Origin of the sequence: Pseudoalteromonas rubra, from assembly GCF_005887115.1 — a bacterium.
In the GTDB taxonomy this organism is placed as follows: Bacteria; Pseudomonadota; Gammaproteobacteria; order Enterobacterales; family Alteromonadaceae; genus Pseudoalteromonas; species Pseudoalteromonas rubra_F.
On sequence record NZ_PNCJ01000021.1, the window covers coordinates 1 to 13,848 of the forward strand.

The 13,848-nt window shown below is 47.7% G+C and carries 12 protein-coding genes; 10 read left to right on the plus strand and 2 right to left on the minus strand.

What is annotated here, in order from left to right:
* From ftsY to CWB98_RS15485, 7 genes are all read left to right on the plus strand, one after another.
* Positions 1 to 1,114 (plus strand): signal recognition particle-docking protein FtsY (gene ftsY / locus CWB98_RS15455; protein ID WP_138545677.1); only part of this gene is annotated, 1,114 nt, incomplete at its 5' end.
* Positions 1,115 to 1,195: 81 nt separating this feature from the next.
* On the plus strand, positions 1,196 to 1,888 hold the full coding sequence (gene ftsE / locus CWB98_RS15460) for a cell division ATP-binding protein FtsE (RefSeq protein WP_138545678.1): 693 nt from the start codon (positions 1,196 to 1,198) through the stop codon (positions 1,886 to 1,888).
* Positions 1,885 to 2,871 carry a permease-like cell division protein FtsX gene (gene ftsX, locus CWB98_RS15465; protein ID WP_138545679.1) on the plus strand — a complete coding sequence of 329 codons (987 nt, stop codon included), beginning with the start codon at positions 1,885 to 1,887 and terminating at the stop codon, positions 2,869 to 2,871. The genes ftsE and ftsX overlap by 4 nt, the downstream gene beginning before the upstream one ends.
* Before the next feature lie 316 nt (positions 2,872 to 3,187).
* Positions 3,188 to 4,051 carry an RNA polymerase sigma factor RpoH gene (gene rpoH, locus CWB98_RS15470; protein ID WP_138545680.1) on the plus strand — a complete coding sequence of 288 codons (864 nt, stop codon included), beginning with the start codon at positions 3,188 to 3,190 and terminating at the stop codon, positions 4,049 to 4,051.
* A gap of 135 nt (positions 4,052 to 4,186) precedes the next feature.
* Positions 4,187 to 4,924, plus strand: coding sequence for a 1-acylglycerol-3-phosphate O-acyltransferase (locus CWB98_RS15475; RefSeq protein WP_171045671.1), 738 nt, complete (start codon positions 4,187 to 4,189; stop codon positions 4,922 to 4,924).
* On the plus strand, positions 4,899 to 5,234 hold the full coding sequence (gene rraB / locus CWB98_RS15480) for a ribonuclease E inhibitor RraB (RefSeq protein WP_138545681.1): 336 nt from the start codon (positions 4,899 to 4,901) through the stop codon (positions 5,232 to 5,234). Before CWB98_RS15475 ends, rraB begins: the two co-directional genes overlap by 26 nt.
* A 165-nt stretch (positions 5,235 to 5,399) precedes the next feature.
* Positions 5,400 to 6,638 carry an HD-GYP domain-containing protein gene (locus CWB98_RS15485; RefSeq protein ID WP_138545687.1) on the plus strand — a complete coding sequence of 413 codons (1,239 nt, stop codon included), beginning with the start codon at positions 5,400 to 5,402 and terminating at the stop codon, positions 6,636 to 6,638.
* Here the strand turns inward: CWB98_RS15485 and CWB98_RS15490 are convergent.
* Complete coding sequence (locus CWB98_RS15490) at positions 6,598 to 6,909, minus strand: hypothetical protein (protein ID WP_138545682.1); 312 nt, start codon at positions 6,907 to 6,909, stop codon at positions 6,598 to 6,600. The two genes, CWB98_RS15485 and CWB98_RS15490, sit on opposite strands and share 41 nt — an antisense overlap.
* A gap of 295 nt (positions 6,910 to 7,204) precedes the next feature.
* On the opposite strand from CWB98_RS15490, the gene CWB98_RS15495 reads away from it, so the two are divergent.
* The gene (locus tag CWB98_RS15495) at positions 7,205 to 8,461 is read left to right on the plus strand and encodes an outer membrane protein transport protein (RefSeq protein WP_138545683.1); all 1,257 of its coding nucleotides are present in this window, start codon (positions 7,205 to 7,207) and stop codon (positions 8,459 to 8,461) included.
* Positions 8,462 to 8,510: 49 nt separating this feature from the next.
* Here the strand turns inward: CWB98_RS15495 and mutS are convergent, their stop codons facing one another.
* Complete coding sequence (gene mutS / locus CWB98_RS15500; RefSeq protein ID WP_138545684.1) at positions 8,511 to 11,099, minus strand: DNA mismatch repair protein MutS; 2,589 nt, start codon at positions 11,097 to 11,099, stop codon at positions 8,511 to 8,513.
* 24 nt (positions 11,100 to 11,123) lie between these two features.
* On the opposite strand from mutS, the gene CWB98_RS15505 reads away from it, so the two are divergent.
* Together CWB98_RS15505 and recA are read left to right on the plus strand one after the other, a co-directional pair.
* Positions 11,124 to 11,615: a CinA family protein gene (locus CWB98_RS15505; RefSeq protein ID WP_138545685.1), complete on the plus strand. Its 492-nt coding sequence runs from the start codon at positions 11,124 to 11,126 to the stop codon at positions 11,613 to 11,615.
* 65 nt (positions 11,616 to 11,680) lie between these two features.
* Complete coding sequence (gene recA, locus CWB98_RS15510) at positions 11,681 to 12,733, plus strand: recombinase RecA (protein WP_054014428.1); 1,053 nt, start codon at positions 11,681 to 11,683, stop codon at positions 12,731 to 12,733.
* Positions 12,734 to 13,848: the final 1,115 nt, after the last annotated feature.

The window sequence follows — 13,848 nt, forward strand, 5'->3', positions numbered from 1 at the left end:
CGAGCGTTTAGCCAAAGAACAGGCGGAACGTGAAGAAGCCGAACGTTTAGCCAAAGAGCAGGCGGAGCGTGAAGAAGCCGAACGTTTAGCCAAAGAACAGGCAGAACGTGAAGAAGCCGCGCGTTTAGCCAAAGAGCAGGCGGAACGTGAAGAAGCCGAGCGTCAGGCTCAGGAACAAGAGAAGCCTAAAAAGAAAGGGTTCTTTGCACGTCTGAAGCAGGGCTTGTTAAAAACAAAGACCAACATAGGCTCCGGCTTTGCCAACATTTTCCGTGGCAAGAAGATCGACGATGAGTTGTTCGAAGATCTTGAAACACAATTACTGACAGCGGACATAGGTGTCGACACCACCATGAAGCTGATCGACAACCTGACCGACGCGGCAGATCGCAAACAGCTGAAAGACGGGGATGCCCTGTATGACCTGATGAAACAGGAAATGGCAGACATTCTGCAAGATGCTGAAAAGCCACTAGAGATCCCGGCCAATAAAAAGCCATTTGTGATCCTGATGGTAGGCGTAAATGGTGTTGGTAAAACCACCACAATCGGTAAGATGGCTAAGCAGTTCCAGGCTCAGGGTAAGTCTGTGATGCTGGCTGCGGGTGATACCTTCCGGGCAGCAGCGGTGGAGCAGTTGCAGGTATGGGGTGAGCGTAACGATATTCCCGTGATAGCTCAGCATACCGGTGCGGACAGTGCCTCGGTGGTATTTGACGCTTTCCAGGCGGCACAAGCCCGTGATGTGGACGTATTAATTGCAGATACGGCAGGCCGACTACAAAATAAAGATAACCTGATGCAGGAGCTGGAAAAAATAGCCCGCGTCATGAAGAAGCTGGATCCGGATGCGCCACACGAAGTGATGCTTACCATAGATGCCGGTACAGGTCAGAATGCCATCAGTCAGGTGAAACTGTTTGATCAGGCTGTGGGTCTGACCGGTATCACGCTGACTAAGTTGGACGGTACCGCAAAGGGCGGAGTTATCTTTGCCGTTGCTGATCAGTTTAAGGTACCAATTCGCTATATTGGTGTGGGTGAAAGCATTGATGATCTGCGCACCTTTAAGAGCGATGACTTTATCGAAGCACTTTTTAGCCAGGATAATTAGGGCTGGTAACCAGGTGCTGTTCTGATCCTGCTTGCCGGGGTCAGGTAAACCGGAAGCAGTATAACGAAAGCAGGGCAGGCAATGATCAAGTTTGAGCAAGTCAGTAAAACTTACCCCGGTGGGCACCGGGCGCTGGAAAAGGTCAGTTTTGAACTTACTAAAGGTGAGCTGGCGTTTCTGACCGGTCACAGTGGTGCGGGTAAGAGCACCCTGCTTAAGTTGATCAGCCTGATGGAGCGTCCGTCTGCTGGGCGTGTCGCTATTAATGGCGTCGACCTGAATCAAATCAAAAATAGTCAGGTGCCTTATATTCGTCGCGATATTGGCATCATATTCCAAAACCATCGCCTGCTGGAGCGCTATAACGTATTCGACAATGTGGCACTGCCTTTGGTGATAGAAGGCACACATCACAAACAGATAACTAAGCGAGTTCATGCCGCGCTGGATAAAGTAGGCCTGTTAGACAAGGTAAAGTGTCAGCCGAGTACGTTATCTGGCGGTGAGCAGCAGCGAGTGGGCATTGCCCGGGCGATTGTGAATTCGCCGCCTTTATTGCTGGCAGATGAGCCGACCGGTAACCTGGACCCTGAACTGTCGATGGAAATTCTCAGATTGTTTGAGGACTTCAATCGCCATGGCACGTCGGTCATGATCGCCACTCATGATCTGGGTCTGATCGCACGGATGAAATATCGCAGTCTGACCCTGGATCATGGCCGCTTGATTCAGGATCCTTTGTTAGGATCTTCGCTGCCGGGAGACACGCTATGAGTTTATTGTTCAAAGGCCGCGGCTCGCAAAACGACAAGCAAAACAAGTCAGTGATCCTGAAGTGTTACTTCTTTATTATTACGATATTGCGTCAGGGCGTGCATAGCTTAGGTGAAATGTGGCGTACCCCTTTGGCGTCGATGATGACCATTTTGGTGCTGGGTCTGAGTCTGACGTTACCAACCACCCTCTATGTGGTGGTTAAGAATGTGCAGAAAGTCAGTAGCGGCTTTCAGGAAGCCGCTGAGATCTCTTTGTTTGTCAAAGACAGTGTCAGTGAGCAGGCAACACAGACTTTGGTAAAGCGGCTGGCACTTTACCCTGAAATTGACACCGTTAGTTTCATTGGCAAAGACAACGCGCTGGAAGAGTTCAAATCCATCTCCGGGTTTGGCCAGGCACTGGATTATCTCGAAGAAAACCCGTTGCCCAGCGTCGTTCTGGTGACACCGACGGTGCGTCATCGCAGTGCACAAGCTGCTAATGCTCTGCTAAATAAGCTTGAACAGGAAAGAGAAATTGAGTTCGGCAAACTGGACATTGAATGGCTTGAGCGCCTGAATGCCCTGCTCAGCCTGCTTAAAGAAAGCGTGATCACCATTGGGCTGCTATTGCTTACTGCCGTTGTGCTTATTATAGGTAACACAATCCGTCTGTCTATTATGGATAAAAAAGAAGAGATTCAGGTGCTTAAACTCGTAGGTGCAACGAATACCTTCATTCATACGCCATTTTTATGGACTGGGATCTGGTATGGTATTATTGGCGGCCTGATTGCGTTTATCTGTGTCATGCTGATGTTATGGTGGCTTGAGTCCGCGGTTGCTATGGTTGTTGGGGTATATCAGAGTAACTTTGTATTGCAGGGTTTATCTGGAAGCGAACTGATGTGTTTACTGCTTCTGGCCATTGCCCTGGGCTTTGTCGGTTCCTTTTTATCTGTGCAAAAGTACATAAAAGACATTGAACCAGATAAGGTTTAGTAGCCAGGCATAGCGCCAGTTGAGATAAAAGAGTGCTAACTTGAGTTTGGGCTTAGCACTCTTTCTGACAATTTTGGCACCTTTGGCCGCTAAATTAGCGCTGTGGAATATCACTATTTAGGCTTATCTGAACACAGGCTTAGCAACCTCTCTTTTTGTCTGTAAAAATAACCCATAAAAATCAATATCTTAATTGTTAATTAAAGTGTAATAATAAAAGGCTTGATCTTTGAGGGCGAAAAGTAGTAGATTGCATTTAGCACTCTAAGGTAAAGAGTGCTAAAATTGGCAAAACGAATTATCACTGAGGTGAAAAATGAGTAAAGATATTTATGCGATGGCACTGACCGCTGGGCAACAAAGCGCGAGTATAGAAGGCTACCTACAATCGGTGAGCTCTATTCCGATGCTGGACGCTGAGCAGGAAAAAGCGCTGGCAACCCGCCTACACGAGGATGGGGACTTGCACGCAGCTAAGCAGCTCATTATCTCTCACTTACGATTTGTTGCGCATATTGCCAAAAGCTATTCCGGTTATGGCTTGCCTCAGGCAGACCTTATTCAGGAAGGTAACATCGGTCTGATGAAAGCGGTGAAGCGCTTCAATCCGACAGTGGGTGTGCGTCTGGTGTCGTTTGCAGTACACTGGATCAAAGCTGAAATCCACGAATACGTGCTAAAGAACTGGCGTATCGTTAAAGTTGCGACGACAAAGGCGCAACGTAAATTATTTTTCAACCTGCGCAAAAACAAAAAGCGCCTGGGTTGGTTTAACCAGGAAGAGATCACAACCGTTGCCAATGAGCTGGGTGTGAGCGAAAAAGAAGTGCGTGAAATGGAGTCGCGCATGAGTGGTCAGGACATGGGTTTTGACCTGACGGCAGATGATGACGACAACGCGCCGAGCAGCAGCTTCTCACCGGTTCAGTATTTAACGGATGCCAGCAGTGATGTGGCAGAAGTGATTGAAGAAGAGCAATGGCAGGAGCAATCACAAAACCGCCTGATTGCCGCCATGAAAACGCTGGATGAGCGTTCTCAGGACATCGTTGCCGCGCGCTGGTTATCAGAAGATAAGGCCACGTTGCAAGATCTGGCGGATAAATACCAGGTGTCAGCGGAGCGAGTGCGTCAGCTTGAAAAATCTGCAATGAAGAAGTTGCAGGCAGCAATGAGCTAATTATATAAGTTATATAAATAAATTTTAGAATGCCGCTCAATAGAGCGGCATTTTTTATGACTGTCATAAAATTGAGCTTACAAGTGTACGCCTATTTGATTATAATGCGCCGACTTGATAATAGGAGTCTCTATTTTGTTAGCTGTAGTTCGAATTCTGGCAATGGCGCTGTTCATTATCCTCAGTTGTCTGGCTGGCCTGACTTTAAGCCTTATCCGTCCATTTCATGCCAATAATGTGCATGTGATTGCCTCCTGGTTTGGCAAAATGTCCCGTGTGATCGGGGTTAAGCTTGAGATCTCGATAGATCCAGGCGCGAAAGACCTCGGTCCGGCCATGTACATTGCCAACCATCAAAACAACTATGACCTGTTCACTTTGCCTGCTGTTGTTCCGTACAACACGGTCAGTATGGGAAAGAAAAGCCTGAAATGGGTGCCGTTTTTTGGTCAGTTATACTGGTTATCCGGTAATATCCTGATCGACAGGGCAAATCGTAAAAAAGCGGTTGATACTCTGGACAAGTCGATTGCTAAAATTAAACAGCGGGGAATGTCATTGTGGATGTTTCCGGAGGGCACGCGCAGCTATGGCAGAGGGTTATTACCATTTAAAACGGGGGCGTTTCATACTGCGATGAGTGCAGATGTGCCGGTCGTACCCGTGTGTATGAACAACACAGCAGGTCAGATAAAACTCAATCGCTGGGATAATGGTACTGTCTATATTGATATTCTGGCGCCAATTCCGTTAGATAAAGACATACCAGCGCGAGAGCATGCTAAGCAGATCCATGCTAAAATGGCGGAACATATTGCACAGTTAGACGAAAAAGTGAGAGCAGCACGTGGAAAATTGGCAAGAGATCAGTGAAGACATCGTTGAGTCGTTGTTAGAAGATGGATCGAACCCCGATGTATTGTATGAAGTAGAGCATCATTTTGTCAGTGAAGACTTTGAGAAACTTGAACAAGCAGCGCTCGCTGCCTTTAAACTAGGTTATGATGTAGAAGATCCAGCGGAACTTGAACTGGAAGATGGCAGCAAAATTTGGGGTTTTGATGTAGTGGTTGAAGCTGAACTAGATGCTGAAGTGATTATGGAAGATGTCACCAAGCTGGTTGAAATTGCTACGCACTGTGGCGTTGAATATGATGGCTGGGGCACCTACTTCCAGGAGTAATTCAGCATCGCAACAATAGGTCAGAGTGCTGTTTAGCCTCTGACTGCACATTAATTAATAAATACTCATTCTTTTTTCTTAAACTCACACCATTTACTAGACAATTTGGTCTGGCCTATGCATATTAGTGCAATTTACACTGCCGCCAGGCATCATGCGAGCGATATGCGAGTTACCCTCCCTATTGAAGAGTTAAAACCCGGCATGTTTGTGGACAGCGTTCACAAGCAAAAGTCAGGCGCTGAAGTTAAAATCAAATCTCGGGGCATGGTTCGGGATGAAGCTATCATTGCCCGTCTGGCCGCTAACGGGGTGGTTGAGCTGAATATTGACTTTGCTCAAAGTGATATTCCGGTACCTGAAAAATACCAGGCCCCTGAAGTAAAACAAGACAAGCCAGAAGCGAAGCCAAAAGAAAAACCTGCTAAGGAAACAAAGACACAGCTCACTAAAGACAAAGAAATCAGTCTTGAAGATGAGTTTGCCAACGCAGCGAGGCAGTTTGAACAGCACAATAAGCAACTGCAAATGCTGTATGGTAATTTAACGGCAGGCATGCAGGTTGATATGACACTGATCAATGATATCAGTCAGGAAATCGTCGGTTCTGTACTGAGAAATACCAATGCCATGGCAATTCTTACCCGGATCAAAGACAAAGAGGGATTTAACTGGCGTCATATGATCAACTGCGCCATCTTGGTCACCGTTTTTGCAAAGTATTTGGGCCTTGGTAAGAAGGTAATTGAGCAAATGGCCATAGGTGCCATGTTGCATGACGTGGGTCATACCAAAATACCTCAGGGGATCATCGATAAGCGCGGCCCACTTAATAAGCTGGAAATGAAGACTATGCAGCGCCATGTTGCTCAGTCGCTGGGCTTGACTCGTGACGCGCCGGGGATCACCCCCTTAATGCTAGATATGATTGTTAGCCACCATGAGCGCCTGGATGGGAGTGGTTACCCACGCCGTTTGCAAGGCATGCAGATCAGCAAAGCTGCGCGTATAATGGCCATTGTGGATGTGTATGAGGGAATGACTGCTGAGCGTCCCCACCGGGATGGCGACGAACCTTTGGTGGCATTGCGTTACTTGCTGGCTAACAAGGCACAGTTTGATCCTGTGCTGGTGCAACATTTTATCAAGTGTATTGGTGTACATCCGGTAGGCACGATTGTTAAGCTCAGTAATGAGCGCCTGGCACTCGTATTGGAAGGAAATCGGGGTGCACCGACCGCACCCAAAGTACGGGTCTTTTACAATACCAAGCATATGCACCATATTACGGCCAAAGACATTGATTTAAACGAGCAAGATAAAATCAAGATCGCATCGACCGTTCGGCCTTTAGATTATCAAATCAATTTATCCCGTCTGTTAAAAGATCATCTGCTTGTTTAAGTTTACGCTTTTGCCATTGTGCAGATAACAAGGCTCCGGCAAGGCAGCTGGCCATCATCAGGATCCACACCAGAGTCCCTCTTTCAGTATGCAGGGCCAGACAGCTAAACATCAAGGCAAGCAGGGCACTGAGTATGGCTGCCAACCAATAATGGTTGAGTGGGTTGTCACATTGCCCAGCCCGTTGGCAGGCACAATAATTTGCTTTGCAAAGACTGTAGACGCTAAGGCCACAGAATGTCAGTGCACCGATCAACAATACCGCCAGCATAGACCTAATCTCCCTACCAATGCCCTGAACCCTCAGAGCTGTAAATATGGCTAAGAGTATATGCGAAACCCTCCTTTCATTGCAATAGTAATGAGAATTAATATCATTTAAATCTGTAGCCAAGGGGTTAGAGTAATTGCTCTCGCTCTGATCTGATGTGTTAATAAAATGCTTTAGATGCTCCAATTTTACGCAATTGAGGGCTTAAATGTATTTAAGTTGCGGATCTTTGCTTGTATTTTATGTACTGTGTGAGCAATTTTTTATTCTTGTTGAATAACATTTGAGGTTGAGAATGAATACAGTACTACGCGCATTGGTAGCGACAGGGTTGATGGCGGCGTCTTCGCAGTCACTGGCAGCGGCATTTCAGCTGGCTGAGCAAAATGTTTCCGGATTAGGCCGTGCCTATGCAGGTGAAGCCAGTGCTGCCGATGATGCGTCGGTTGTTGCACGTAACCCGGCGCTAATGGGCCAGTTTGAAGGCGTGCAGGTGAGCGCTGCGGCTATGTACGTTGAGCCGGATGTCAGCTTACAAGGCACATCGACCAACAATGGGCTACCTGCAAACCTGCTGGATGATAACAGCATTGCGCCAAGCGCCGTGGTGCCAGCCGTATTCATGACGGCACGTTTGAACGAGCAGTGGTCTGTCGGTGCGGGGATATATTCTCAATTTGGTCTGGCGACTGAATTCGATAAGGACTATGTCGCCGGTCAGCTGGCGGGTGAGACTGAGATTGTCACCATCAATACGGGTGTCTCTGTGGCTTATGAACTAGATTCACAATGGACACTGGCACTGGGCCTGAACCATGTTTATGCTGATGCTAAAGTGATCCGTCACCTGGGTGCAAATCCATTACAGGCCCCGTTCAGCACTGAAGTGGTTAACCTGGAAGGGGACGATAGTGGCTATGGCTGGAACCTGGGGCTGAGCTATCAGATTGATGCCAACAACCGTTTGGGTTTTCATTACCGCAGTGAAACAGATATTACCTTTGATGGTCACTTCAGCAACCAGATCCCGGCAGCATTGGGCGGGACCAATGGTGTTGCGCTGGCTGGAACACTTGATCTGACATTGCCGGCAATGGCAGAAATCTCGGGTACACATAAACTGACTGAGCCTGTGACACTGCACTATAGTGTGCTGTGGACGGGCTGGAACAGCTTTCAGGAGCTTGAGGCGCAGGTAGCTGGTAAGCCTGTATTTAATAAAAAGGAACTGTTCGATAACTCATTACGCTTCTCAGTAGGGGGAGACTACCAGTGGAACGAATCCCTGAAGTTACGCGCAGGTTTGGCTTATGACAGCTCTCCGGCCAATGAGTTGCACATGTCTATCTCCATTCCGGACACTGACCGTACCTGGTACTCATTCGGTGCTGAGTATCAACTGAGCGAAGCGGCGAGTGTGGACTTAGGGTTGAGTATTCTGCGTGGTAAAACGCAGACTTTTGTTGAAAAAGATGCGCTGGGCAGCGAGTGGGGCTTTAAGTCAAAAGGCCACGCGGCGGTGGTCGGTGTGCAGTATAATCACAGCTTCTAATATCTGCATGAAATGAAAAAAAGCGGCTTATAAGCCGCTTTTTTTATGACTAAAGAAGTGCCTTTAATTGATAGAGCAAGTCGTGGGCAGCACGAGGTGACAGCTCATCCGGGTCAATCTCCTCAAGCATTTTCTCAATTTCAGAGGGCTCGTTGACCAGCGGCAGGCTCTGTTGCATCTGAGGTGCTGCTGAGGTTGATTGGGGATTTTCTACCACACTCTGGTGTTGTTCAAGCAAGGCCAGCTTGCGCTTTGCCATGGCCAGCACTGCTTTGGGCACTCCCGCCAGTCCGGCTACTTGCAGGCCAAAGCTTTTGCTGGCTGCACCTTCCATCACGGTATGCTTAAAGGCGATGGTGTCATTGTGCTCAATGGCATCTAAGTGCACATTGACTAAACCAGATTGCTGTTCAGCAAGTTCCGTCAGCTCAAAATAATGGGTGGCAAATAACGTTTTGGCGGCTATTTTACCGGCCAGATAGTCGGCGGTCGCATAAGCCAAAGAGAGGCCATCGTAAGTACTGGTACCCCGACCAATTTCGTCCATTAAGACCAGTGACTGCGCTGTTGCATTGTTTAGTATGGTGGCCGTTTCGGTCATTTCGACCATAAAGGTGGATCGCCCGGAAGCCAGATCATCACTGGCGCCAATGCGCGTGAAGATACGGTCGACTTTACCTATCTGCGCAGCACTGGCTGGGACATAGCTGCCGATATGCGCCATCAGCACGATCAGCGCCGTCTGGCGCATATACGTCGATTTACCGCCCATATTAGGCCCTGTGATGATCAGCATCTTGCGATCCGCATTGAGATGGACCGGGTTTGCAATAAAGGGCTCTTTACTGACCTGCTCCACGACCGGATGACGGCCAGCTTCTATGTGGATCTCATCGCCATTGCTAAGCTCAGGCTTACAGTAATCCAGCGTTTGCGCCCGCTCAGCCAGGGTATTGAGCACGTCTAAATCGGCCAGTGCCGCCGCCATGGTTTGTAGTTGCTCGATATAAGGCGCAATCAAAGTAAACAGCTCTTCATACAGTTGTTTTTCAAGTGCCAGCGCTTTGCTCTGACTACCAAGAACCTTGTCTTCGTGCTCTTTGAGCTCTGGAATGATATAGCGTTCGTTGTTTTTCAGTGTCTGACGGCGAATATATTCAGGCGGTGCCAGATGTGAATTGGCCTTGCTGATCTCAATATAAAAGCCATGTACTTTGTTATAACCGATTTTGAGTGTGCTGATCCCGGTGCGTTCACGTTCACGCTCTTCGAGCTGATCCAGCACATCGGTGGCCCCTTCGCTGAGCGCGCGCCATTCATCCAGCTCACTATTGTAACCGGGTGCAATCACACCGCCATCGCGGATCAGTACCGGCGGGTTATCTATGATAGCGCGTTCCAGCAAGTCCTGAAGTTTTGGCAAAGTCGGAGAATGTGCGCGGATCTGCTGCAACCTGGGATCGCTGCTTTCTCCTAACAGGTGATGCAATGGAGGAAGTGCCTGCAATGCATTACGCAGTCGCGTTAAGTCTCTCGGTCGGGCATTACACAGAGCAAGGCGGGCAACCACACGTTCGATATCGCCAATCTGGCGCAGCGCGTCATAGACCTCGATATTGAGCTGGGATTCAATCAGGCTGGCGATGGCATTAAGCCTGGCATTAAGCTCGTCACGATTACGCACTGGGGTGTGAATACGGCGTTTTAACAACCGCGAGCCCATTGGCGTGGCGGTTTTATCCAGCACCTGTGCCAGCGTGTTTTCAATACTGCCAGACAGGTTAACTGTTAGTTCGAGGTTTTTACGCGTGGCGGCATCGAGAATAACCGCGTGTTCGTTTTTCTCCAGTGTAATGGCCCGAATATGCGGCAGTGCGGTGCGTTGAGTGTCTTTGACGTATTGCATCACACATCCAGCTGCAACTAACCCCGCCTTAGCCTCTGAAACACCAAATCCGATGAGATCTTGTGTGCCGAATTGCTGGCACAAGAGGTGGGTTGCAGTATCCAGGTCAAATTCCCAGTCCGGGCGCCGTCTGGCGCCCTTGACCTGCTCAAGGACCAGCAGGTTACTGAATGACTCAGGATAGAGCAGCTCTGCCGGCTGCAGCCTTTGCAGTGTGGAAGTCAGGGCTTCGTCGGTGGCCAGCTCAACAATATTAAAGCGTCCGGAGTTGATATCCAGGTAAGCAACGCCATAGTTTTGTTTATCTTGCCACAGGGCAGCCAGCAAGTTGTCCTGACGCTCTTGCAGCAAGGCTTCATCGGTCACAGTACCTGGTGTGACGATGCGTACTACTTTGCGTTCAACCGGTCCTTTACTGGTCGCGGGATCGCCAACTTGCTCGCAGATCGCCACAGACTCGCCCATCTGGACTAATCTAGCCAGGTAATTTTCAACCGCATGATAAGGCACGCCTGCCATAGGAATGGGGGCACCGCCAGCTTTGCCTCTATGCGTCTGGGAAATGTCGAGTAACTGGGCTGCGCGGATCGCGTCGTCAAAGAATAGCTCATAGAAATCACCCATACGATAAAACAGCAGAATATCCGGGTGTTGCGCTTTGATCCTAAGATACTGCTGCATCATAGGGGTTTGTTGTTTTATAGTATGTTCGGAATAAAGATCTAACGACATTACTTATACCTAAAGGAAATGAGTATGGAGCTTCATACTGAGATAGCCGAACTGGCGGCACAATTGGGGGCTATTCTAACCAATAACGGCCTGACAATCACTACCGCGGAATCATGTACCGGTGGTGGTATTAGCTATGCATTGACGGACACCCCAGGTTCATCAGCTTATATAGAGCGATGCTTTGTGACTTACAGCAATGAGGCAAAATCAGAATTGTTGGGAGTTGCTCAAAAGACTCTGAGAGAGTATGGCGCAGTCAGTGAGCAGACGGTTTATGAGATGGTGCAGGGCGTGGCCGCTGCTGCACAAGCGGATGTAGCGATTGCTGTATCCGGTATTGCGGGGCCTGGCGGAGGGTCTCAGGAAAAACCGGTGGGTACTGTATGGTTTGGCTTCTATTTACAGGGGAAAGTACTGTGTGAACGGAGTCATTTTAGTGGAGGTAGAGCTGATGTTAGAGAGCAAGCTATTGATTTTTCATTAAGAAAAATAATTTCTCTGCTAAATACTTAAAATGTGCTTGATACTGTAATTCTATACAGTATACTTGTCGTCAATACGCTAGATTGGAGAAGCAAATGAACGATAACAAACAAAAAGCGCTCGACGCTGCATTGTCTCAGATAGAAAGACAATTTGGTAAAGGCTCTATCATGAAATTAGGCGACAGTCAGGCGCTGGACATTGAAGCCGTTTCAACAGGCTCACTGGGGCTGGACATTGCTTTGGGTATCGGCGGCTTGCCAACTGGTCGTATTGTAGAAATTTATGGTCCTGAGTCATCAGGTAAAACAACGCTAACGTTGCAAGCTATTGCAGAAGCTCAGAAGCAAGGCAAAACATGTGCCTTCGTCGATGCTGAGCACGCGCTGGATCCTGTCTATGCAGAGAAGCTGGGTGTCAACGTAAACGATCTGCTTGTGTCTCAGCCAGACACCGGTGAGCAGGCACTTGAGATCTGTGACATGCTGGTACGCTCAGGCGCTGTAGATGTGGTTGTAGTTGACTCTGTTGCAGCATTGACCCCTAAAGCTGAAATTGAAGGCGAAATGGGTGATACACATGTAGGTTTGCAGGCGCGCCTAATGTCTCAGGCTTTGCGTAAACTGACGGCTAATATCAAGCGCTCAAATACTCTGTGTATTTTCATCAACCAAATCCGTATGAAAATTGGTGTGATGTTCGGTAACCCGGAAACCACGACAGGTGGTAACGCGCTTAAGTTCTACGCTTCAGTACGTTTGGATATTCGCCGTATTGGTTCTGTAAAAGAAGGCGACGAAGTCATTGGTAATGAAACCCGAGTTAAGGTTGTTAAGAACAAAGTTGCTCCACCATTTAAACAAGCCGAATTTATTATCATGTATGGTGAAGGTACTTCTAAGCAGGGTGAACTGATTGACCTGGGCGTGAAGCACAAATTGGTTGATAAGGCGGGTGCCTGGTTTAGTTATAATGGTAACAAGATCGGGCAGGGTAAAGCGAACTCGATTAAGTTCCTAAAAGAAAACACGGCAATTGCTGATGAAATCGAAGGCAAGTTACGTGAAATGTTACTTCTCCAGGCAACCATCAAGCCTGAAGAAGGTGAGGACCAAGGTCTGGCTGACGCGCAAGATCTGGAGCTATAAAGACTACTAGCGTAGCGGAGCACTCAGCAGTTCATATGGGTGCTCTTTTTGTCATTTTTTATATACGGGTCGTACTACTCCCCCTGTCAACGTGTCTGAATGCTTACGTAGCGCTATTGAAAGTATAATTATCTCTCATTTCTGACCAAGTATTCGCTATTCTTTTTATGTTGACGGACAGCAGCCTTCATCACTTCATCAAAGCAACCTTATTATCATAGAGCCCCTTTCAACTAGGTAGTTTTAACTTCTACCCACGTTGACAGACGGTCACGGTTGTACAGACATGACAGAGCATATTGTTAAACGTATACAGTATAACTGATACTGTATTCAGCTAAATCGATAGCCATACTGTTGACCTTGCGTTTAATCTCGTATCGGTTGCAGTATCAACTTGCAAATCACCATTGCGATCGGCAATGCGAGCCTCGAGTGCTGGACCTAAAATGTTACGTTATCATTCCAGCAAGCTGGGGATATTCAGGTTGGTGAAAATTAATCCGATTTGAAATAGGTATGGAAGAGTGCTCTTCGAGTTCGTTGAGCGAACTGACAGAACAATAATGAGATGATTAAGATTACATGGACCTGTACTCAAATTCTTTGTTCCAAGTTTGCACCGTAATTCACCGGTTTAGAATGATTAATCTTCCAACTCATTTTATGTGGCGAAAGATACCAATGAGCTGGAAATATATCTAATGGGATAAAGTTTTGTCTGAGTAACGTTGTGATTATCCCACAGCAGCTTTAGCGACCACAATCGTACGAGTTATAGCAAATTTGAACGGTTGAGTGTTCTATTCTGAGAAAAGAGAATATTGCCGGTAGCACTGTGCACGTGTTTATGCCGTTGAGACAATTAGAACGATAAATGCGGGGATAAGAACTGCAAACTGATTCTAAGGCATAGATTATCAATAATACCAATTTGACTTAATACCTGTTCAATTTGAAGGAGTAGATATGCCGCTAGCGGTGTCAATAATTTCTCATTTAGACCCTTTACCTAAGGGTTAAGTTCGCAAATTTTTGCCTTGCCTACATGGATGTAGGTGCCTCAGCGATAGCAGGACGCGAGAGCGGTGTTCTCGACGATATTTTCTCGCCTC